Source organism: Nocardia sp. NPDC004718, from assembly GCF_053601535.1.
In genome coordinates, this window is record NZ_JBSGCA010000040.1 from 44,379 (window position 1) to 65,991 (window position 21,613).

The 21,613-nt window shown below is 68.1% G+C and carries 24 protein-coding genes; 8 read left to right on the forward strand and 16 right to left on the reverse strand.

The window, feature by feature from the left end:
- Positions 1-261: 261 nt before the first annotated feature.
- Positions 262-1,455 carry a helix-turn-helix domain-containing protein gene (locus ACWEH3_RS26355; RefSeq protein WP_450020211.1) on the reverse strand — a complete coding sequence of 398 codons (1,194 nt, stop codon included), beginning with the start codon at positions 1,453-1,455 and terminating at the stop codon, positions 262-264.
- Positions 1,456-1,691: 236 nt separating this feature from the next.
- Between ACWEH3_RS26355 and ACWEH3_RS26360 the strand changes: the two genes are divergently transcribed.
- From ACWEH3_RS26360 to ACWEH3_RS26385, 6 genes are all read left to right on the forward strand, one after another.
- Positions 1,692-2,180 carry a DNA-directed RNA polymerase subunit beta gene (locus tag ACWEH3_RS26360; RefSeq protein WP_355076499.1) on the forward strand — a complete coding sequence of 163 codons (489 nt, stop codon included), beginning with the start codon at positions 1,692-1,694 and terminating at the stop codon, positions 2,178-2,180.
- Positions 2,173-2,502 (forward strand): hypothetical protein, encoded by a 330-nt coding sequence (locus ACWEH3_RS26365; RefSeq protein ID WP_450020209.1) that lies wholly within the window; start codon positions 2,173-2,175, stop codon positions 2,500-2,502. Before ACWEH3_RS26360 ends, ACWEH3_RS26365 begins: the two co-directional genes overlap by 8 nt.
- Positions 2,499-2,813, forward strand: coding sequence for a hypothetical protein (locus ACWEH3_RS26370; protein ID WP_450020207.1), 315 nt, complete (start codon positions 2,499-2,501; stop codon positions 2,811-2,813). The genes ACWEH3_RS26365 and ACWEH3_RS26370 overlap by 4 nt, the downstream gene beginning before the upstream one ends.
- 223 nt (positions 2,814-3,036) lie before the next feature.
- Positions 3,037-3,183, forward strand: coding sequence for a hypothetical protein (locus tag ACWEH3_RS26375; protein ID WP_397077529.1), 147 nt, complete (start codon positions 3,037-3,039; stop codon positions 3,181-3,183).
- 213 nt (positions 3,184-3,396) lie between these two features.
- Complete coding sequence (locus tag ACWEH3_RS26380) at positions 3,397-3,876, forward strand: hypothetical protein (RefSeq protein WP_157170724.1); 480 nt, start codon at positions 3,397-3,399, stop codon at positions 3,874-3,876.
- A 24-nt stretch (positions 3,877-3,900) separates the two neighbouring features.
- Entirely contained in the window at positions 3,901-4,983 is a 1,083-nt protein-coding gene (locus ACWEH3_RS26385; RefSeq protein WP_355076491.1) for a hypothetical protein, read from the forward strand.
- A 174-nt stretch (positions 4,984-5,157) separates the two neighbouring features.
- Here ACWEH3_RS26385 and ACWEH3_RS26390 read toward each other — a convergent pair whose 3' ends face one another.
- The 9 genes from ACWEH3_RS26390 to ACWEH3_RS26430 form a co-directional block, all read right to left on the reverse strand.
- Positions 5,158-5,928: an SDR family NAD(P)-dependent oxidoreductase gene (locus ACWEH3_RS26390; protein ID WP_450020203.1), complete on the reverse strand. Its 771-nt coding sequence runs from the start codon at positions 5,926-5,928 to the stop codon at positions 5,158-5,160.
- A gap of 75 nt (positions 5,929-6,003) precedes the next feature.
- A complete protein-coding gene (locus ACWEH3_RS26395) occupies positions 6,004-6,846 on the reverse strand; it encodes a helix-turn-helix transcriptional regulator (protein ID WP_450020289.1) in 843 nt (280 codons plus the stop codon).
- 27 nt (positions 6,847-6,873) lie between these two features.
- Complete coding sequence (locus ACWEH3_RS26400; RefSeq protein WP_450020201.1) at positions 6,874-8,109, reverse strand: cytochrome P450 family protein; 1,236 nt, start codon at positions 8,107-8,109, stop codon at positions 6,874-6,876.
- Positions 8,106-9,377, reverse strand: coding sequence for a cytochrome P450 (locus ACWEH3_RS26405; RefSeq protein WP_450020199.1), 1,272 nt, complete (start codon positions 9,375-9,377; stop codon positions 8,106-8,108). The genes ACWEH3_RS26400 and ACWEH3_RS26405 overlap by 4 nt, the downstream gene beginning before the upstream one ends.
- Positions 9,374-9,946, reverse strand: a complete 573-nt coding sequence (locus tag ACWEH3_RS26410) for a GTP-binding protein (protein WP_450020287.1) — start codon at positions 9,944-9,946, stop codon at positions 9,374-9,376. The genes ACWEH3_RS26405 and ACWEH3_RS26410 overlap by 4 nt, the downstream gene beginning before the upstream one ends.
- Before the next feature lie 52 nt (positions 9,947-9,998).
- Positions 9,999-10,364 carry a DUF742 domain-containing protein gene (locus tag ACWEH3_RS26415; protein WP_450020197.1) on the reverse strand — a complete coding sequence of 122 codons (366 nt, stop codon included), beginning with the start codon at positions 10,362-10,364 and terminating at the stop codon, positions 9,999-10,001.
- Positions 10,361-10,777 carry a roadblock/LC7 domain-containing protein gene (locus ACWEH3_RS26420; RefSeq protein WP_450020195.1) on the reverse strand — a complete coding sequence of 139 codons (417 nt, stop codon included), beginning with the start codon at positions 10,775-10,777 and terminating at the stop codon, positions 10,361-10,363. Before ACWEH3_RS26420 ends, ACWEH3_RS26415 begins: the two co-directional genes overlap by 4 nt.
- Positions 10,774-12,153: a sensor histidine kinase gene (locus ACWEH3_RS26425; protein ID WP_450020193.1), complete on the reverse strand. Its 1,380-nt coding sequence runs from the start codon at positions 12,151-12,153 to the stop codon at positions 10,774-10,776. Before ACWEH3_RS26425 ends, ACWEH3_RS26420 begins: the two co-directional genes overlap by 4 nt.
- A 483-nt stretch (positions 12,154-12,636) precedes the next feature.
- Positions 12,637-13,053: a hypothetical protein gene (locus ACWEH3_RS26430; protein ID WP_355076474.1), complete on the reverse strand. Its 417-nt coding sequence runs from the start codon at positions 13,051-13,053 to the stop codon at positions 12,637-12,639.
- Between the two features lie 175 nt (positions 13,054-13,228).
- Between ACWEH3_RS26430 and ACWEH3_RS26435 the strand changes: the two genes are divergently transcribed.
- The gene (locus tag ACWEH3_RS26435; RefSeq protein WP_450020285.1) at positions 13,229-13,636 is read left to right on the forward strand and encodes a TIGR03668 family PPOX class F420-dependent oxidoreductase; all 408 of its coding nucleotides are present in this window, start codon (positions 13,229-13,231) and stop codon (positions 13,634-13,636) included.
- A 95-nt stretch (positions 13,637-13,731) separates the two neighbouring features.
- A complete protein-coding gene (locus tag ACWEH3_RS26440; RefSeq protein WP_450020191.1) occupies positions 13,732-14,163 on the forward strand; it encodes a nitroreductase/quinone reductase family protein in 432 nt (143 codons plus the stop codon).
- A gap of 25 nt (positions 14,164-14,188) precedes the next feature.
- Here ACWEH3_RS26440 and ACWEH3_RS26445 read toward each other — a convergent pair whose 3' ends face one another.
- The 6 genes from ACWEH3_RS26445 to pruA all read right to left on the reverse strand — a co-directional run.
- Positions 14,189-15,406, reverse strand: coding sequence for an MFS transporter (locus ACWEH3_RS26445; RefSeq protein WP_450020189.1), 1,218 nt, complete (start codon positions 15,404-15,406; stop codon positions 14,189-14,191).
- Positions 15,406-16,038 carry a GntR family transcriptional regulator gene (locus ACWEH3_RS26450; RefSeq protein WP_450020283.1) on the reverse strand — a complete coding sequence of 211 codons (633 nt, stop codon included), beginning with the start codon at positions 16,036-16,038 and terminating at the stop codon, positions 15,406-15,408. The genes ACWEH3_RS26445 and ACWEH3_RS26450 overlap by 1 nt, the downstream gene beginning before the upstream one ends.
- Before the next feature lie 108 nt (positions 16,039-16,146).
- Positions 16,147-17,556, reverse strand: a complete 1,410-nt coding sequence (locus ACWEH3_RS26455) for an amidase (RefSeq protein WP_450020187.1) — start codon at positions 17,554-17,556, stop codon at positions 16,147-16,149.
- A 115-nt stretch (positions 17,557-17,671) separates the two neighbouring features.
- Positions 17,672-19,117: an amino acid permease gene (locus ACWEH3_RS26460; protein WP_450020185.1), complete on the reverse strand. Its 1,446-nt coding sequence runs from the start codon at positions 19,115-19,117 to the stop codon at positions 17,672-17,674.
- Between the two features lie 163 nt (positions 19,118-19,280).
- On the reverse strand, positions 19,281-20,237 hold the full coding sequence (locus tag ACWEH3_RS26465) for a proline dehydrogenase family protein (protein WP_450020183.1): 957 nt from the start codon (positions 20,235-20,237) through the stop codon (positions 19,281-19,283).
- Positions 20,237-21,613: L-glutamate gamma-semialdehyde dehydrogenase (pruA, locus tag ACWEH3_RS26470; protein WP_452358395.1), on the reverse strand; the 1,377-nt coding region annotated here is incomplete at its 5' end. The genes ACWEH3_RS26465 and pruA, both read right to left, overlap by 1 nt.

Genomic DNA, 21,613 nt, shown 5'->3' on the forward strand with positions numbered 1-21,613 from the left:
CCTTCGGCGTGATCTGGCCCTAGGGGTGCGGAGGAAGTGGCGCAGCTGGGCGCGCCGGGACAGATGTGCGGGCCGTAGCTGAAAGCCAAGTGCCGGTTGGCCGTCGAGCGGGAGAAGTCGAAGTCGTCGGCGTCCTCTTCCTTGGTCATCGGCGATGCCCAACCGCCGCTCGCCACTTCGGCGAGCGCGGCGGCGGCGCGGCGGGGCTGACGTTGTCGTGGAACATCGGGGTCTCGATGTACCCGGGACTCACCAACCGCTTCAGTATGGGACCTGCACGAAGTCCGCCAGTTCGCGGACCTCTGCGGTCAGCGTCCTCCGCTTCTCGATCATTCCTGCGAGGATGTCACGCGCAAACCGTTGTTTCACAAGCCATTCCGGCAGCTCCCGCCGGATCTGCTGAAGCACGGCGAGCGCTTCCGGGTACTGCCGCATGGCCGCGTGTGCTGCTGCAATGTCGAGCCGATGACGCTGCCACGGCCACGGCAGGGGGTACTTCGTCCCCGCCAGTTGCGCACCGATCGCCAGCGCCACCTGCGGTTTGTCGACGACCATCGCGTTCTCTGCCGCCAACATCTGCACGGTGACCGGGCCGAATGCGTGCAGCAGGCCGTCTTTGGAGTCGTGTTCACCGTGACGGATCGCCATCCCGGCTACGCGGGCGAACGCGAGCGCGTCTTCTGCCTCGCCAGGCCGGTTGTCACGTATCGCCGCTGTGGAGACACGTTGCAACATCAGTCCCCAACCGGCGAGGTCTTCCCGTGATGCCTTCGAGATCCGGCGCGGTTCGAGATCGTCCGCCCACTTAGTTGCAACCTCGCGCGCCTTGGCCAGATCGCCTTTGCGAATCCAGCGCCAGCAATCCGCATCTGCCAACGGCGCAGCAGCACGAAGGTCGGGGGCATCATCGAGTGCCAAGGCGATGGCGTGGTCTGCGGCGTCGAACTGCCAGGTCAGGCACATTTGCCATGCCACCATCTGCCGAATCCGTGATCGTAGTCTGCGTGCATCGGTGCTACCCGAATCCGCAGCGGAAACCAGGTAATCCGCGTCGCGCAACATCGGTACGAGCCGAGGAGCGAGTTCTGTGAACCGACCACCACGGAAGAGTGGCTTGACCTCAGCGAATGTCGCGCTGACACCGGCGACGGTCGGCGGCTCGCTGAACTCATCAGCCGGATAGATGCCAGCCAGCGCCTGACGGACCTCGGCCCACAACTCGACATCTGTCACGTCTGGATCGGCCGCATCCGGCTTGACGATCAACGCAGATGTTTCGACTCGCAGTGCACTCGCCAGCCGACGCGCCGTCTCAGTTCTCGTCGATTCCTGACCACCCTGCTCCAGAAGCCTGACCAGCTGAACCGATACACCGGAACGTTCTGCAAGCTCCGCCTGAGTGAGCCCACGCCGTTTACGAATACTGCGCAGGCGGTCCCCTAGTTGTGCGCCCATATGCCAACGGTACGTGGGCTCAATTGATTTCGAGAGATTTCCGAATTAGTAGTTTACAACGCCGCTGCTCACTACTCCCATTGTGGCCATCGAGCCGAGCGCTGACGCTGAATAGGCCCCGACGCCGGGTGCTGCCGGTTCTTCATCCCGGCCCTGCCGGTTGCCGGATTACGAGTAGCCTGCGGTTGGCCTCGGCGTCGGGTGCAAGCCAATCGTTCGAGCGAGGGGAGACGCTTGTGAACTCACAGCAACAGCCTGAGGACACACCGTTGTTGGTATGCGATTTCTATCGGCGAGTGTGCGACCTGCCTGCCGAAGTCCACCCACCGCACCTGGGGCGCATCACGCTACGTGCGGGCCGGGTGTGCGGCGTGATGATGCCTGCGTTCATCGGCTCGGAAGTCAAAGCGTGGATGCACCGCACGGGCCAGCAATCCGGGCCGGTACTGACGCATCCGCGTTCGCAGCGGTGGACTTTCCTCACCGGACCGGATCTGCCGGAGGACATTCGGTTGTTCGCGGAGATGTCGCGGTTGGGTGTGTCGATCCTGCGTGCAGGCGAGATCGCGTTGCCCGGTCCGGGTCAGCGGCCAGGTTTGTTCCGGGCGTGGGTGCACCCGCCCCGCGATGCCTACCGGCCATCCGGCCGGGTTGTGGTCGAGGCGATCCGGGGATGCGTCGCCGAGCGTGTGCGGCATCGAGGGCGGGTGATGGCGTATGCCTGAACAACCCAACACTGTGGTGCCGCACGGGTGCGCTCCAGCGTGTGGGCCGTGGATCGCCGTCGAACAATGCGGCCTGTTCACCTTCCACCACCAGACCGGCGAAATGCTGTCGGTCAAATGCCCGTCGATGAACTGCTTCGGGCAGATGGTGACGGTGGTTCGCGGTCGCATGGCCGACCACGATTCCCCGATGGACATCGCGCTCGGAGGCCAGAAATGCCCGTGGATCGGTATCCGCGTGGTGTTCGATCCCACCCGCTATCCCGACCCCGCCGCCCCACCTGCGCCGCCGCCAACCCAGCCGCCGCAGGCCGGTCGGTGACCGGGGACCAGGACGCCGAGCGCGCCGACGCCGAACTCGACGTTCTTACCGACGTGATCGGCACTCTGGTAGCCGCCACCACAGACGCGGTGCCCGACGGGATGAGCGACACGACCCGTGTCCGTGTGATGGCGATGGTGGTCTATGAACTGATCAGCAGCGCCCGCGCTGCCGCCGCACCGCACACCGGACGCCTGTATGCCGCACCGGTACTCGATCCGATCATCGAGAACATTCCCGCCGCCGACGACATCACCTTTCTGGACCTGTTGATCCCCGCCATCATCGGCCAGCACCTCAACAACACCTGAACCACCCAGACCGCCCCGCACGAAAGGCGCGTCCCCCTGGCCCCCTTTGCACCACAGGGGAAGCGCGCCACGTGCCGGGGCACCCAGAAGGGGGAAGGCTGCGCGGACGGGACTCCGCATCGGTGTGCCCAACCGAACCCGCCCGCCAGCCTCCCCCGACACGCCGAATTTATTGCGCTACAGCAGCATTCAAGCCAGGGTGATCCCTTCACGGAAGGCTCCCATGCAACCCGCAGACGAACCGCACCACTCCATGCACGGCATGACCTCACCTTTGCCGGACGAACCCGACGTGCACCTGATCGTGCGAATGCGCGGCCACCAGCTGCACTACGTGGCGTGCCTGACTGCGGCCCTGGTGTTCCTGTAAGACCAGAGTGTCCGCCGTTGCACCGACGCCGCAGCCGTCGCCAGCGGCGCAACCGACCGGCTGCCCCGGATGCCCTGTGAGCGGCTGTATGTCGAGCGATGATGGCGACACCCCGCCTCCGCACACCGCTTGCCCGGCGACACGTACCGACGTGACACTGTAGTGCTCGAAACCGCGACACGAGACAGCTCGCATGAGGGGAAGGCTTCGCCAGTGGACGACGACCAAATGGGTTTTGATATCGAATTCGACGCCGCAACGGAAGCGTACTTGGATTGGGTTGCGCCGGAACGCATGGAATCGGCCATTCGGAAATTCTTGTCCGACATAGTTCCCGGGATCGCCGCATACACGGATTCGTGGTGGAAACCGCCGTTGACTTTGCAAATCTTGGAAGCCACACAGAATCACTTCCACGACCGAGCAAGATTTTTTTCGCCGGAGAACCGAGAAGCCGCAGATGGATTCATTCGATTTTTGGGTGAAGTTTGCGTGCGGCGGCATGCTGGGATGACATGGACGAATAGCCCGGACTCTGGTGCTCCTTTGTATTCCGATTTCGGACCCGCTGTGCACTTTTCTGACAGTGGTCTCGGCTGTGAGCTGATATCACTGGCGGAAGAGTTGTTCATGGAGAATTTCGGCCCCAAGGGGGTCGAATACAGTATTCGCATGGCCGGTAGACCTGCCTGATTCGACTGTAAGTGGGGGGCGACAGTGCCCGATGAGTACGATGCCATCCGGCGGCGATTGACCAACTATGAAAAGGGCCTGTACTTCGAACTGGGACGAGCGCAGATCCGGGGCGAGACTCGCGAACGCGGCTGGGTCCGTCAATTCGCAATCAGAATCGGAAAGAGTGTCCGCGTACTAGATTCCGCACGCACTCAGGGCAGGGGCGCAAACGGTGTCGAACGGAAATCAGGACGCGTCAACGAGCGAGAAACGCTCAGGCAACTGAAGACTGAACGCACGGCACTTCAGGCAGGAATACTTACCCAAAGCCGATGGGAGACTGTTTCTGGGGAAAAGGTGCCACGCTCCGTCCTCGAATACATGCGCGAAATAGCCCAGGAGTTCCCGGGCAGGTTTCAGCACGAAGTAGTATCGAGGTCGGATGCACTTCGCGCGATGCAGCTCGGGCAGTCGCTGGTATCTCAACAATTGGAACTGATCCGGCCGTACGAGCTGCAACGGGCCGATCGGGCGCGGGAACGGCTGGCGAAGATTCGCCAGATCGTGCGGGCGCAAGAACGAGCCGAAAAATTCCGGAAGATCCAGCAATTCCGCGAAGCTGCCGCGCGTGGCCGGGCGGATGCCCCGCATCAGGTCGAACGCGACCGGCAAGCCCGTGTAGAGGCCGAGCGATCCCGGCAGGCACGCCAGACGCCGGAAACCGAGCGGGCACGCATCGAACGAGAAGCCGCCGAACGGGTGGCGCAGGAATTCCCGGTACCCAGCCAGTACCAGGAACGCGAAACCGCCGACACCGCAGAGCAAGCGGCCCGCGAAGCGGCCGACGCCGCCACGGTGGAGCGCGAAGCGGCCGAGGCACGCGCGGCAGCAGCCGAGAAGGAACGCGAAGCGGCGTTCAAGGCGCTGGACGAGGCGAGGAACGCCGCGTTCAAGGAGCTGGACGAGAAAGGCCGTCTGTCGGAGGTCGAACGACTTCTGTGGTTGGGACAGGCGCAGCACCCACAAGCGGCGGTGCGGCAGCCGCCCGGTCACGCGCCGGGCGTGGCGCGTGGCGGCACCGGACACGGACAAGACCGCGCACGCGGAATAACTCGTGACCGATAACGTGGGCAGACCGATGCCCGACGTGCGCCGAACCTGGCGGGGTACGCCTGACCACCGCCACGCCGACCCACGCACCCCGGCAGAACTCGGCCTGCTCTGGCGGCTCATCCGGAAAGCCATCATCGAATCACTACGACGCGAGCGGGTTCCCGCTCGTGACGGGGTGCGGTCCGGTCAGATCAGTTCCCGGGAAACGGCCGCGACCAAACCGCCGTCGATGATCAGGTCCTGCCCGTTGACGTAGGACGCCTCGGCGGACGCGAGGAACGCCACGGCGTCGGCCACGTCGTCGGCGGTGCCGAGTCGGCGGCTCGCCACTTCGGCGAGCACGGCGGTGTGCGCGTCGGGGCTGACGTTGTCGTGGAACATCGGAGTCTCGATATAGCCGGGGCTCACCGAGTTCACCCGGATCCCTCGGGGGCCCAGCTCCGCCGCGAGGCTGCGGGCCAGGTTGTGCACGGCCGCCTTGGTGGACGCGTACAGCGACGCGCCGGGCAGGCCGCGGTGCAGGGTCCACGACGCGTTGATGACGATCGCCGCGTGCTCGGACAGCAGCGGCAGCGCCTTCTGGACGGTGAAGAACACGCCTTTGAAGTTGATGTCGACGACGCGCGCGAACTCGTCCTCGGTGATATCTGCGTTCGGCCGGAAGGACGCGACCCCAGCGTTGGCGAACACGACATCCAATCGGCCGTGCCTGTTGCGGACGGCGGCGGTGAGCGCGTCCAGATCGGCCAGGCGCGCCACGTCGGCCCGGACCGCGAGCACCCGGTCGCCGCCGCGCAGTGCGTCGACCGCCGCGTCCAGCCTGGCCTTGTCCCGGCCGGTGACGACCACCTGTGCGCCTTCGGCGAGCAGCCGTCGCGCGGCGGCCAGCCCCATGCCGCTCGAACCGCCAGTGACGAGTGCGACCTTGCCATCGAATCGGGAAATGTTGTGCCTCATGGGAATCAGCGTGCCGAAAGGCCGCGCGGGCGAACAGTGTCCAGTCGACCTAGGTGTGGCGCCACCAGGCTGCGGTCACGCCGAGGCGGTGAGCGCGACGCGCATCAGGCCCTCCACCCGCTCCGCGCTGCCCGGCTGCGGGTTGTATAGCACCAGGAACCAGCCGGGGTGGTCGGCCACTGCGAGGGTGGTCGTGTCGAACACCAGGTCGCCGGCGTCGGGATGGCGTACCGCCTTCACGGCTTGGACGGGGGCGTCCACGTCGTGGCGGGCCCACAACCGGGCGAATTCGGGGCTCACGGCACTGAGTTCGCCGACCACCCGGCCGAATTCGGGATCGTCGGGAGCGTAGGCGGCATCGGCGCGGAAGGCGGCCACGACGGCGGGCGCGATCGCGGTCCACGCCACGTGCATGCCGCGATACCGGGGGTTGTGGAAGAAGGAGACCAGGCAGTTGTGGTCGGCGGCAGTGAAGCCGAAGACGGTGCGCGCCGTGTCGTTGACCGCGAGCAGATTCCAGTAGCGGTCCCGCAGCACGGCCGGCCGCGCTCCCCAAGCATCGAGCAGTCGGCGCAACTGTGGGGTGACCTCGGCGTCACGCGCCGGGCCCGGCGGCGGCGGATTGAGACCGGCGAGCAGATACAGATGCCGTCGTTCCGGGCCGGACAGGCGCAGCGCCGCGCCGACCGCGTCCAGCACCTCCGCCGACACCGTGATCTCGCGTCCCTGCTCCAGCCAGGTGTACCAGGAGACGCCGACTCCGGCGAGCATCGCGACCTCCTCCCGCCGCAGGCCGGGCGTCCGCCGCTTGCCCACGGTCGGCAGACCGACGTCGCGCGGCGTGAGCCTGGCTCTGCGGGTGCGGAGGAAGTCGCGTAGCTGCGCGCGCCGGTGCGGTGCCGGGGAATCACTGACCATAGGCACGGCAACAACCCATGCGCCAGATCAGTTCCCCAGATACACCGGAAACGCTTCGAGGTCGTTCTGGGTGAGCACCGGCAGGTTGCGGATCTGTTCGACCGGCACGGCGAAGCGCAGGCCGGGGAAGCGGGCGAACAAGGCGGGCAGCGCGATGCCCGCTTCCATCCGGGCGAGCGCGGCGCCGGGGCAGATGTGCGGGCCGTAGCCGAAAGCCAAGTGCCGGTTGGCCGTCGGGCGGGAGACGTCGAAGTCGTCGGCGTCCTCGCCGTGCACGGCGAAGTCCCGGCCGATCGCGCGGTAGGACATGACCACACCCTCGCCCTTCTCGATGACGGTGTCGCCGACGGCGATGTCCTCGGTGGCGAAACGCATGAGCAGATGAGTCACCGGGCTGTCCCAGCGCAGGGTCTCCTCCACCGCGGCGTCCCAGGTGCGGTCACCGGTGTGGACGGCGCTCAACTGCTCCGGCCGCGCCAGCAGGGCGCGCACGGTGTTGAGGATGAGGCCGATCGTGGTTTCGTGCCCGGCGGCCACCAGCGCCTTCAGGTTGCCGACCACTTCCTCTTCGGTCAGCGGCTCGGTGTCGTCGCCGCCGACGATGAAGGCGCTGGTCAGGTCGTCGGTCGGGTCGGCGGTCTTCTTGCGCACCAAATCGGTGAAATAGATGTCCATCTCGTCGATCACCCGCAACCGCTCGTCCTGCGGCGTCAGCAGCGAGAAGAACGCTTTGTACCAGTCGAGCAGCATCGGATGGTCGGCGCGGTCCACGCCCATCAGCTCACTGATGACCCGCATCGGCAGCGGGTAGGCGAACACCGTCTTGAGGTCGACCGCCGCTCCGTCGCGTCCGGCCTCGGCCAGGTCGTCGAGCAGTTCGGCGGTCATCCGCTCGACCGCGGGACGCAGCGCGTCGAGCCTGCGCTTGGTCAACGCCTGGGTGGTCTTGATCCGCAGCCTGCGGTGCTCGGGACCGTCGACGGTGAACATGGAACGGCCCGCGTCGATCATGCCGATCAGCGGCCACTGCCTGGTCACCGCGCCGGACTGCCACAGCGACCAGGCGTTGATGTCCTTGACCAGCCTGGTGTCGACGAGCAGCTGCCTGGCCAGTGCGTGCTGGGTGACGGTCCAAGCGGGCACGCCGAGCAACTCGATCCGGGTGAGCGGACCCGCGGCGCGCAGCCTGCTGGTCTCTCCGCCCAGGTCGCCGACCATCGGATCGATGACAATTGCTGCTGCGTGTGGGCATTCTCTGCTCACGGGGTACCTCCGACGGCACGAACGGGTGTGAAGCGGACGGGCAGGGATGTCATGCCGCGCAGGAAGGCCGACGGTCGCCGGACCAGGTTCTGGGCGGGCACCGCGAGATCGAGATCGGGCAGCCGGTCGAGCAGCACCTCGATGCCGGTGCGCGCGATGACCTCGGCGATCTCCTGCGCGGGAAACGGGCAGCGGTATTCGCCGTAGCTGAACGCGAAGTGCGCGCTGTTGCCCGAGTGCGCCGGCTCGGCGCCGTCGGAAACATGCTGGCGCACATGGGGATCGGCGTTGGCCGCGGCCAGGCCGAGCAGCAGCATGTCACCGGCCCGGATGACCTTGTCGCCGAGCCGCGTGTCGCGGGCTGCCCACCGTCCGGCGAGGATCTGGGTCGGGGTGTCCTCCCACAGCACTTCGTTCATCGCCTGGCCCACACTGTGTCGCCCGCCGCCGAGCGCCGCGGCGAACCGGTCGTCGGTGAGCATCAGCCGCACCGAGTTCCCGATCCAGTCGGCCGTGGGCAGGTATCCGGCGGCGGTGATCGCCATCAGGTCCAGGACGTATTCCTCGTCGGAGAACGGACCGGGATGCGCCAGCATCCAGGACACCAAATCGGCGCCTCGCCCGACTTTCTTGGTCGCGAGCAACCGCCCCATGTGCTCGGCGAACTGCTGATGCGCGGCCTGGGCGTCGGCCCCGCCGTCGGCCAGGGTCTTCATCGTCCACGCCAGCCGCGGTCCGTCCGCGTCGGGGAAGCCGAGGATCCGCGCCAGGGCCAGCACCGGCAGCGGTTCGGCGAAATCGGCGACCAGCTCCGCTTCGCCCCTGCCGCAGAACGCGTCGATCAGGCGGTCGGCCAGGTCCTCGCAGGTCCGGCGCAATTCGAAGGTGTCGACGGTCTCCAATGCCGGTTCCACCATCGCCACGTGCCTGCGGTGCTCCGCGCCCGCGGTGAAATAGATCGACGGCATCGGCTGCCCGACCATCGGCAGCAAGGGCCAGTCCGGCGGGATGTTCGGCCACTGGTTCCACCGCCCGACATCGCGGGGGAACAACTCGGGATCGTTGGTCACCTGATGCAATTCGCGGTAGCCGATGACCAGCCACGCGGGGACGCCGCCGGGCAGCTCCACGGCGACCACCGGTCCGTGCTCCCGGCGCATCTCGTGATAGAGCTGATGCGGGTCGGTATGGAAACGCGGGCCGCTCAACGTGACCGGTGCGGTGCCGACGGGGCAGCTGTCGGCGGAGCTCGGCGCGGGCGTGGTCATGACGCGGCCTCCGGAGTGGGGAACAAGGGGCGCCGGGCCGCCGGGGACGGCGCGCGGGAATAGAGGTGTTCGACGAGGGTGATGAGGACGCCCTTGCCGGACTCGCGGGAGCGGGCGTCGCAGTCGATCACCGGCACGTGCCGATCCAGGTCGAGCGCGTCGCGGACCTCGTCGGGCCGGTGGCCCTCGCCGAAGTCGTTGCACGCGACGACGAACGGCGTCTTCTGGTGTTCCAGCCGGTCGACCGCGTACCAGGAATCCGCGATCCGGTGCGGGTCGACCAGCACGATCGCGCCGAGCGCGCCGGTGAACAGCCGATCCCAGAGGAACCGGAACCGCTGTTGTCCCGGTGCGCCGAACAGGTACAGCACATGCTCGTCATCGATGGTGATGCGCCCGAAGTCGAAGGCGACGGTCGTCGTCGATTTGCCCGGCGCGCCACTGGGATCGTCGATCTCCAGTCCTTCGTCGGTCATGATCGCCTCGGTATCGAGCGGCCGGATCTCGCTGACCGCGCGGACCATCGTCGTCTTGCCGACGCCGAAACCGCCGACGATGACGACCTTCAGTCCCCGCGTGGTCGCACGGTGCAGGGGCGCGTCCGCGCGGGCGGGACGCCGATCAGAGCTTGCGGAGTCCAACGAGCACCTTCTCGAGCGTCGTGGTGTCGGGCAGGCAATGCCATGGCGAGTCGGACGGACCGGCCTGCGGAGGACGCACGGTGATCTTGCCCGCGTGCAGCAGATCCGACAGCAGGATGGTCGCGATGCCGACCGGAATCCGCAGCTCGGCCGCGATTTCGACGACGGCGGTCGGAGCTCGGCACAGGTCGAGGATCACCACGTGCTCGGACTGCATGCCCGGCGTCGGCGCGCACTCGCTGACCACCAGGGTGACCAGATCGAAGGCGTCGGAGTCCGGTTTGCTGCGCCCGCCGGTCAGCGTGTAGAGCCGATCGGGGTCGTCGTCGCGGCCTGGTCTGCTCACGACACGCCCGCTCCCGGGAAGCGCGGTGTGGCCGCCAAGTGTTCGCCGAGCTGTTCCACCAGCTCGCGCATATTGTGGCCGACCAGCCCGGCGTCCGCGTCCTCGGCGGCGACGACCGCGATGTGCGCGCCGAGCCCCGCTTCGACGATGAACAGGATGCCGCCGTAGAACTCCGTCATCGACTGGCGCACCCCGGCCCGGCCGTCGCCGAATTCCACCGACGCGCCGTGCGAGAGGCTCTGGATGCCCGCCGCGATGGCGGCGAGCTGGTCGGCCCCGTCCACGGTGAGTTCGGGCGTGTGACAGATCTTCAACCCGTCGCTGGACAGCAGCAGGGCGTGTCTGGTGCGCGGTGTGCGGGTGAGCAGCTGTTCCAATAGCCAGCTCAGCTGGGCGGTCTCGGAGGTGGTCATCGTTCGTTCTCCATGGAGACGGAGGGGGCAGGGGGAGTGGTGGCGGCGCTGCCGGTCGTGGGCCCGGACACCGCGCGCTGGAACGCGCCGAGCGAGTCCGGTCGTGCCGGAGGAGGAGTCGGTGCGGCGGCCTCCGGTGCGCCGATGCCCTCGGGATGGACAGCGGCCAGCGTGCTGCCGCGACGCCGCTTGGGCAGCGCTCGCGGCGCGACGGCGGGAGCGTCCACCGCGGGCGACGGACGCACGGGCTCCGGATCGGTGGATTCGTGATCGAGCGGCGCGGCTGCGCGAGACCGCTCCCGTGCGACGGGCAGCGTGCCCGTGGTGGAGGGCTGCGGCCGTTCCGCGCGGGTGGTGAGGTCCCGCGGGATCACCACGACCACGGCGGTGCCGCCGATGGCGGAAGGCCGGTAGGAGACGGTAAGCCCGTGCTTGCGCGCCAGATTGCCCACCACGGCGAGGCCGAGCCTGGTTCCGGTCAGCGAGGACAGGTCGGCTCCGGCCCCGCGGGCGTCCGTCGTGCCGGCCGAGACCGCCGCCTCGGCCCGGCGCAGCGCCGACTCGCTCATGACCAATCCGCTGTCCTCGATGGTGATGATCACGCCCGCCGGAACCTCGGCGGCGTAGACGTGCACCTCGGTGGTGGGCGGGGAGAAGTTGCAGGCGTTGTCGAGCAGTTCCGCGAGCGCGTGCATGACGCCTTCCGCGGCGTGACCGGAGACCGCGATGTCGGCGATCGCGCGCAACCGGACTCGCTGATAGCCCGCGACACGTCCCATCGCGCCACGCAGAATCGATTCCATCGCAATGGGTTTGGCCCAGCGGCGGCCGGATCGCGCGCCGCTGAGCACGGCGATGCTGTCGGCGAGCCTGCCCGCTCGAGCGGTGCGGTGATCGAGTTGCAGGAGATCGGCGAGCACGGTGGGGTCGCCGTGGCGGTGCTCCATCTCGCGCAGCTCCGCGAGCATGCTGGTGGTCATCGCCTGCATGCGGCCCGCCGCGCCCGCGAAGGCCGCCATGGCCGCGGCGCGACGACTATCGCTGCTCTTCGCGCGCGCTTCGTATTCGGCGACCGCCGCGCTCGCGGCGGTGACCTCGGCCTCCGCGCCGCTGGCGACGAGCGCTCGGTCGTCCCTGGCCCGGTCTGCGTCCCGCCGGGCGTGCCGGGCCTGCCGATGGAAGTGGACGGCCGCCGTGGTGGCGGCGCACAGGGCGACGGCGGCGGCGGTGGCGCCTGCCGCGAGTGGTATCCGGAATTCGGCGGGCGCGTAGTACACCGCCGCCGTGACGACGGCAGCGGTCGCGACAACGCAGGCCCACAATGTCGCGTACGGCGGTTTCGGATGCCGGACGGCGTCTTCGCCGGGCCCACTCACAGCCGGATTCAACAACTCTGACAAGTTCCGTACTTCCGCACTCGCGTTTGCCGCCGGGAAACGGCAAACTTGCCCCCTTCTGCGTGCCTCGGCACCCCAAATACGCAGACCGACAAGCAGTTTCGAAATATCGCGGCCCGAGCATAGCGGGGTGGGCGGTGCGGCGCCACTCGGACGTATTTCGCGGGAAAGCGGCGCGGGCGGATATTCCGCTGCCGTGTCGATGCTCGGATTACGCTGACGACGCGCCGAAAAGTGCTACACGGCGACGCGCTCGGTGCGAAATGGGAAATTAACGTTTGCCTAGAATTCACTATCGGTGTGCCGGGGCGTCCTGTGTGCGGCCGTATTACCGATGCGATATTGCAAGCTTGAATTATCGACGCGTCATGTGATCGCGCCCGCGAGTGGCGGTGGCGCCGGGGCGGTGTGGCCGGCCCGCCGGGCTTCCCGGGGGGCCGAAGCCGAGCCGCTGTCGTTCGATCAGAGTTGTGCGGTTTGCTCGCACGGGGGCAGGCCGTCGGCCTGGCGGAGTACTTCGGCGACGGACTCCAGGTACAGCAGGGTGCGCAGCGATACGCCGTTCACGGCCTGTCCGAGGCGGCGCAGGGCCGAATTGTCCAGGTGTGCGATCACTTCGGCGTCGCAGGCCCGGTCGGGACCGGGATCGAACACGAAATAGTTGGGGTCGAGCCCGAACACGTGGGCCAGCCCGGCCCGGGTCTGCTCCGGGAGCGTGGCGACCTGACCGCGTCGAACTTTCGTCAGGTGACCTGGTTCCAGGTCGTACCCGGCTGCGGTCACCCATGTCTCGACCGTATCGTCGGCGAGCGGGCGCCCGTGCGCACGCTCCCACATCTCGAACGCTAGGTTCAGCCGGGCAGTGATATCGATTTCCACAACCGCCTCCACCTTCTGACGACATAGCCTCTTGACGGGTCACACATTGACTCGACCGTAGCGTGGTAGTAGTCGATCGCCGTGATTTCACGGCAAATGTCCGGTTGCATAGGGGGCGGAACATACTCGATCCCCGATTTCCGGGGACGGCGAGCTCGAGGAGGCGGGTGTGCGGCTGAGTTCCGAGGAGGCGCGCAAACGATTCGCGACCAGTCCGGTCGCACGGTTGGCAACGGTTTCGCCGCAACTGCGCCCGCATTTGGTGCCCATAGTCTTCGCAGTGGCGGGGGAGGTCGTCTACACCAGCGTCGACGCGAAACCGAAGACGACCACGGCGCTGCGCCGCCTGGACAATATCGCGGCGAACCCTGCGGTCGCCGTGCTCGTCGACCGCTACGGCGACGACTGGACCCAGCTGTGGTGGGCTCGCGCCGACGGTACGGCTCGTATCGCGGACGGCGCCGAGGCGCAGGCGGCGATCGCTCACTTGACCGCGCGTTACTCCCAGTACGAACAGCAGCCGCCACCGGGCCCGGTGATAGCCATCGATGTGGCGCGGTGGTCGGGATGGTCCGCCCGCTGAGCGAGCCGCGCCGATTCGGGTACAGTCCGATTCGTGATCTCCCGTCGCGGGGGTCGTCGAGCAGAACCACCCGTCGAGCCGATCGTGAGGATCGTATGCCCTCGAATTTCGCGCTGAAAGCCATGAATACGGCGCACCGCGTCCTACTGAAGATCAGCTTCGGGAAACTGGGCAACGACTTCTCCGGCATGCCGTCGCTCGAGCTCACCACCACCGGCCGCAAATCGGGCCGGCCGCACGCGGTGATGCTCACGGCGCCGATCGTCGACGGTGACACCTATGTCGTGGTCGCTTCGCGGGGCGGCGACCCCGTCCACCCGGCGTGGTTCCTGAACCTGCGCGACAACCCGGACGTCGTCGTGTCGGTGCGCAACGGGCCGAAGGTGCCGATGACGGCTCGGGTGGCCACCAGCGAGGAGCGCGCGGCGTTGTGGCCCCGGGTCACCTCCGCGCAGTCGGTCTACGCCGGTTATCAGACGAAGACCACGCGCGAGATTCCGCTCGTCCTGCTGACGCCGAAAGGCTGAGAGCGGCGCGGCGGATCGGTGACCGTCAGGCGCGATAGTCGCGCAGCACCGGACCGAGGCATCCGGCCGCCGCGAGCGCGCCCGCACCGAACATCGCCGGATAGCCGAGACCGAACATGTCGTGCAGGAACGTAAGCAGGGCCGGGGTGCCGAAGCCCAAGTAGCTCGCGGAGTAGAACACGGCTGTCAGCCCGGCCAGGTCGTCCGGGCGGGCGATGCGTTCGATCTCCTGCAGCCCGGCCACCAGACCGATTCCGTAGCCGGCTCCCAGCACCACGGCGGCGGCCACCGTCGCCCACAGGGTCAACAGACCGGAAGCCGTCGCGGCGAGCGCCATCCCGATCGTGACCGCGATCAGTGCCACCGTCGCCGCCCGCGCGGTGCCGGGCCGGTCGATCCGGCGGGCGACGGACTGGACGGCGAACCCGCAGCCGAGGGTGATGACACAGATCATGGCGGAGAACGCGATCGGCGCCGCGCCGACCCGAGGCGCCATCAGCGCGGGCAGCACCGCGTAGGCCGCCGCGGCGGAGGTGAACAGCCACAACGCGGCAGGCAATGCCACCGTGCGGAAGCGCCGGTGCCCCGCCGCGGGAATGCGCAGGTCGTCGCGGAGGCTCCCCGCATTCCGCCGCCGGGGGACGGTTTCCGGGGTGCGCCGGACCCACACGGCGGCGATCAGGCACAGGCCTACGTTGATCAGGTACGCCAAGGTGTTCGGCCACGGCGCCCATTGCGCGAGTACACCGGCGCAGCAAGCACCGATGGCGAAGCCCGCGGTGAGGCTCATCGCGGAACGGCGCGCGCCCGTGCCCGCGGGAAGCTCCGGACTGTAGGGCGGTTGCGCCAACTCTTTGAGCCAGCTGCCGCCGACCGCCATCGCCAGCCCGAGCGCGATGCCGCACAGCACTCGTCCCGCCGACAGGAGCGGCACCGACGCGGACCCGAACGCGAGCAGCAGTGATCCGGCCGCGGCGATCAGCGGCGCCGGCCGCAGCAGGGCCCGGCGGCCGTAGCGATCCGACAGCGGGCCGCCGATCAGCAGCGCGGGCACGATGCCGAGCACGTAGTAGAACAGCAGCAGGTCGACGGTCGTGGCCGCCAGCCCGTCGCTCTTGTACATCACCAGCAGCGGCGTGAATTCGTTTCCGGCCCAAGCGATCGCGAACATCGCGGCGGCGACGCCCCGCCATCGGCTGGAGACGACCCGATCGCGGGGCGCGGTGACGGTGAGTGTCGCCATCACCGGCCTCGTAGTTCCAGTTGGTGCACGCCGGACAGGTGCTCGACCAGCGCGTCGGCGAACCCGTCGACGTCCGAGGCCGCGACGAGGTCGGCCAGGCGCGCGTGCTGCTCGATGATCCGGGTGATGTCGACCGGGCCGCGGCGCAGGGCGACGCTGTTCATCCGGCGCTGGCGTTCCCGCAGCGAGTCGTAGAAACCCGACAGCAGCGGATTGCCACCGGCTAGGACGTAGGTGCGGTGGAAGTCGGTGTCGGCGAGCGCGAAGCCGTCGAGATCACCCGCGGCGGCCAGTTCGCGCTGCCGCCGGATCGAGGAACGCAACGTCTCGACCAGCATGCCGGGGTCGTTCACGGTGGCGCTGCGAACCGCGGCGGTCTCCACCACATACCTGGCGTGCGCGACGTGCTCGGCTTCGTCGGGTGGGATCGGCACCACCAGCGCGCCGCGCTTCGGGTACAGCTTCATCCACCCCTCGGTCTCCAGCCGCAGGAACGCCTCGCGCACCGGCGTGCGGGAGGTGCCCAGGTCGGCGGCGATCTCGCCCTCGCTGATCAGCTCCCCGCCCGCGAGCGCGCCGGACAGGATGCGCTCCTTCACGGCGCGGTAGGCCTGCTCAGCGGATGAATACATCTTAGACACAAGTTGTATCTTACCGGGGGGTTCGCGGCGGGTTTGCCAGGGGTGGACGGACCTTCTGCGGTGCTATGGCCGCTGATGGGAGGGCCGAGCCCGGGTCGGCTAGCGGGCCGAGAGGATCGCCGGACGGGGATGCGGGCGCGCGTGCTCGAGTTGCGCGGCGATCGGAAGAATCGTCGTCTCGCCGTTCGTAGGGCCGACCAGCTGCACCGACAACGGCAGCCCGTCGTCACCGACGCCGGCGGGCAGCGAGGCGGCGGGGTGACCGGTGACATTCCACAGTTCGGTGTAGGCGACCATCGGAATCGAAGCGAGCTGAGCTCGTACCGAATTCGCCCCGTCGAGCACGCCGAGCAGCGGCGGGCGGATCGCGATGGTGGGAGTCAGCAGCAGATCGCATTCGGTGAAGACGCGATCCATCTTGCGTGTCAACGCCTCCGCGCGCCGGATCGCCCATTCGATGACCGGCCTGCGCGCCCAGGCGCCGAGTGCCATCGTCTGCTTGGTGCGGCGTTCGAGCAGTTCCGGATGATCGATCTCGGCCAGTTCCGCGCGCACGCCGCCGAAGAACTGCGGGAAGAACGCGTGCATGGATTCCGGGTAGTGCGGATCGATCTCCGCCACCGTGTGGCCCAGTTCGGTGAGCAGTTTCGCGGTGTCGCGGACGGCGCGCACATGCTGCGGATCGAGTTTCGCCATCAGGGCGTGCGCTTTGGTGCTGTAGCCGATGCGCAACGGCCGGGCCGGTTCGCGCGCCGCCGCCTCGAACGAGGTCGGCGGTTCCGGTGCCCGGAACCGGTCGGTGGGGGTGCTGCCACGGATGACGTCGTAGACGACGGCGGAGTCCAGCACGCCGCGGGTCAGCGGCCCGGCGGCGCCCAACGCCCACCACAGGTGCTCGTTCGGGGACATCGGCACACGCCCGCGTTGCGGCTTGAGACCGAATAATCCGCAACAAGCCGCCGGGATCCGGATCGACCCGCCACCGTCGCCGGCGAGCGCGACCGGCACCAGCCCGGCCGCGACCGCGGTAGCGGACCCGCCGCTCGATCCGCCTGCGGAGCGGCTCGGATCCCACGGGTTGCGGGTGACGCCGAAGGTGCTGGACTCGGTGTAGGGCCACTGCCCGAATTCCGGCATCGCGGTCTTGCCGACGATGATTGCCCCGGCCGCGCGCAGCCTGCGCACGGCTTCGGCGTCCGCCACGGCGGGCGTGGCATTCGCCCTGGTGCCGAAGGTGGTCACCACGCCGGCGACATCGAACTCGTCTTTCACCGCGACCGGCACCCCGTGCAACGGGCCGACCGGCTCGCCCGCCGCGCGCTCGCGGTCCCGCTCGACGGCCGCCGCCTTGGCCTCATCCCGCAGGACATGAGTGAACGCGCCGAGACCCGCCGCGGCATCGATTTCGTCGAGCGTCGCCTCGATCAGTTGCTCCGCCGAAAGTGCGCCCTGGGCCAGCAACTCGCGCTGTTCGAGCACACCCGCCGACACGACCTCCCGCAGATCCATCCGCCACCGCTCCTTCCGAGCCGCGCGACGTCGCGGCTGCCGCCGATGCCGACGTTTTCGACCGTAGGCAGTCGAGCGACCTTTGCGCAATGGGGTACCCGCCGACGACCCGCGGTCAGGAAGGCGCGGGGCCTTCCGCCGCGGCGAGCCGGGGCCGCTCGAGCCTGGAATGGGTGCGCGAGTAGGTGAAGTAGACGATCAGGCCGACGACCAGCCAGATCACGAAGCGCGCCCAGGTCTCCCACGGCAGCGACCAGATCAGATACATCGAGAACCCGATGCCGATCAGCGGCACGACCGGCATGAACGGCAGGCGGAACTCGCGCGGCTCGTCGGGGCGGGTGCGCCGTAGCACGATCACGGCGACGGACACCACGATGAAGGCCATCAGGATGCCGATATTGGTCAGTTCGGCCACCACGGTGATGTCCAGCAGTCCGGCCATCAGCGCCGCTCCGATGCCGACGATCCAGGTCACCCGGGTGGGCACCTTCCGGACCGGATGGGTCTTGGCGAACCATTCCGGCAGCAGCCCGTCGCGGCTCATGGCGAACCACACGCGGGTGACGCCGAGCATGAAGGTGAGCACCACGGTGACGATGCCGATGATGGCGCCGATCGCGATGATGTTCGCGACGCCCGGCTGCCCGACCGATTCGAACGCGGTGGAGAACCCGCTGGTCGGGCTGATCTCGGTGTACTTCTGCATGCCGGTGAGCACCAGGGTCGCCAGTACGTAGAGGACCATGGCGATGGCCAGCGAATAGATGATCGCCTTCGGCAGATGCTTCTTGCCCTCGGTGGACTCCTCGGCGGCGGTGCTCATCGCGTCGTAGCCGAACACGGCGAAGAAGACGGTGGCCGCGCCCGTCCACACCGCGCCCGTGCCGAACGGGAAGTAGGGGGTGTAGTTCGAGCTGTCGATGTGGAACACGCCGAGCGCGATGATCAGCACGACGAGGGCCACCTTGATGCCGACGGCGACGGTCTCGAACCGGCCGACGCTGCGGATGCCGCGCGAGAGCAGCCAAGCTGTGCCGAGGCAGAACAGCATGGCGAACACGTCGACGACGTGGCCGTCCCCCGTTCCCGCCGCGCCCAGCATCCAATCCGGCAATGCGATGTCGACCTGTTCCAGCAGGAATTTGAAGTAGCCGGAGACTCCGATGGCCACCACCGCCGCGACCGCGACGTACTCCAGCAGCAGATCCCAGCCGATGAACCAGCCCGCGATCTCGCCGAGCGACACGTATCCGTAGGTGTAGGCGGACCCGGCCTTGGGCACCATCCCGGCGAACTCGGCGTAACACAGCGCGGCGGCGGCGCTGGCCACACCCGCGATGAGGAACGAGATCAACACCGAAGGCCCGGTGACCGAGTGCGCCACCGCGCCCGCCAAGGTGAAGATGCCCGCGCCGATGATGCCGCCGACACCGATCGCGGTGAGCTGCCACAGGCCGAGCGACCGCGACAACTGCTCGTCGGCCGCGGCGGCTTCGTCCTCGACCTCGCCGAGCGGTTTGCGGCGCGTCATCTGGGCGCGTAGGTGAGCGAGGACCATTCTGTTCCTTAAAGCTGTGTTCGTTTTCTCCAGCGCCAACGGCACGTACCCGGTCGAAACCGTGTGTTCCGCCAGTATGGTCGCGTGGCGCCGCAAGCGGCGGCGAAAAGCGTGCCAGTGCTGGTGACTCGGTTCAGTGGGCTTCGCCCGTCCGCGCTCCCGCTCAGCGGTCGCGCAAGGAGCGCAAAAAGAACGCGATGTTGGCGGGGCGCTCGGCCAGCCTGCGCATGAAGTAGCCGTACCACTGGTCTCCGTAGGGCACGTAGACGCGCAGTGTGTGACCCACTCCGGCCAGGCGCCGCTGTTCGGTGTCGCGGATGCCGTGCAGCATCTGGAACTCGAAATCGCCTGATTTCCGGCCGCTTTCCCGCACCTGGCGCAGCGCGGCATCGATCAGCGCCGGGTCGTGTGTGGCGATCATCGGGTATCCCTTGCCTTCCAGCAGAACCCGCAGGCACCGCAGGTAGGATTCGTCCACCGCGGAACGGCTCCGGTAGGCCACCGACGCGGGTTCGCGATAGGCGCCCTTGCACAAGCGGATCCGCGATCCCGGGCCCGCGAAGGTGCGGCAGTCCGCCTCGGTGCGTTTGAGATAGGCCTGCAAGACCGTGCCGAGCCATGGGAAGTCCAAACGCAGCTCGCGCACGATCGCCAGCGTCGCGTCGGTGGTGGTGTGGTCTTCGGCGTCGACGGTCACCCAGACCCCGGCGGACTTCGCCGCCGTGCAGATCTCGTAGGCGTGCTCCCGGGCGATGGCGTATCCGTTCTGCGGGAGCGACTGGCCCAGTGCGGAAAGTTTCAGCGACACTTCCAGCTGCGGCACCGGAGGATCGTTCACGGCCCGCAGTCGCGCCAGTGCCGACAACAGCCGCAGATAGTGTGCGACGGTGCCACGGGCGCGGTCGAGATCGGTGGTGTCCTCGCCGAGGTAGTCGATGGTGACCGAGCGGCCGGAGCCGAGCAGCGCCGAGGTCGCGGCGACCGCGTCGCCCTCGGTCTCGCCCGCGATGAAACGGTCGACCACCTTCCTGGTGGCCGGTATGCGGGTGATCGCGCGCTCCGCGCGCGGGGAGCGGGAGGCCGCCAGCACGGCGGGCCGCAGCAGTCCGGAGAAGGCCATCACAACTCCTGGTGCGGGTAGCGGTGGTCGGTCGCGGGGACGAAGGTTTCCTTGATCGTGCGAGCGGAGGTCCAGCGCAGCAGGTTCTGTGCCGAGCCTGCCTTGTCGTTGGTGCCGGACGCGCGCGACCCGCCGAACGGCTGCTGGCCGACGACCGCGCCGGTGGGTTTGTCGTTGATGTAGAAGTTGCCCGCCGCGAAGCGCAACCGGTCGGCGGCCGTGGCGATCGCCGCGCGATCCCGGGCGATGACCGAGCCGGTCAGGCCGTAGGGCGAACCACGGTCGATCAGGTCGAGCACGGACTCGAACGACCCGCGGACCGAATCGTCGTACACGTGCACGGCCAGGATCGGACCGAAGTACTCGGTGCGGAACGCCTCGTCGGTCGGGTCGTCGCCGAGCAGGACGGTCGGCTCGACGAAATAGCCGACGCTGTCGTCGGCGTGGCCGCCTGTGGCGATGGTCAGGCTCGGGGTCGCCTTGGCGCGCGCGAGGGCTTCGGTGTTCTTGTCGAAAGCCCGCCGATCGATGAGGGCGCCGCCGAAGTGACCGAAATCGGTGACGTCGCCGTAGCTGAGCCCGGCCACCCGGTCGATGAACTCGCGGCCCATCCGGTCCCACACCGACCGCGGCAGGAAAGCGCGCGAGGCGGCCGAGCACTTCTGGCCCTGGTAGTCGAACGCGCCGCGGATCAGGGCCGTACTCAGTACGTCCGGATCGGCGGAGCTGTGCGCGACGACGAAGTCTTTGCCGCCGGTCTCGCCGACCAGGCGCGGGTAGGAGTCGTAGCGGTCGAGATGCGTCGCGACGGTGCGCCACAGGTGGCGGAACGTCGCGGTGGATCCGGTGAAGTGGATGCCCGCGAGCCGGTGGTCGGCCAGTGCCACCTCCGACACCTCCGGGCCCGCGCCGTGCACCATGTTGATCACGCCGGGCGGCAGTCCCGCCGCCTCGAGCAGCTTCATCGTCCAGTACGCCGCCACCGATTGGGTGAGAGCCGGTTTCCACACCACGGTGTTGCCCATCAGCGCGGGTGCGGTGGGCAGGTTGCCCGCGATGGCGGAGAAGTTGAACGGCGTGATCGCGTAGACGAATCCCTCGAGCGGCCGGTAGTCCATCCGATTCCACACTCCGGGCGCCGAGATCGGCTGATCCGCCAGGATTCGTTGAGCGAAGTGCACATTGAACCGCCAGAAGTCGACCAGCTCGCACGGGGTGTCGATCTCGGCTTGGTAGGCCGTCTTCGACTGGCCCAGCATCGTTGCGGCGGCGATGGTTTCGCGCCACGGGCCGGCCAGCAGGTCCGCGGCGCGCAGGAAGATCGCGGCGCGCTCGGCGAACGGCAGCGCACGCCACCCCGGGGCCGCGGCGGCGGC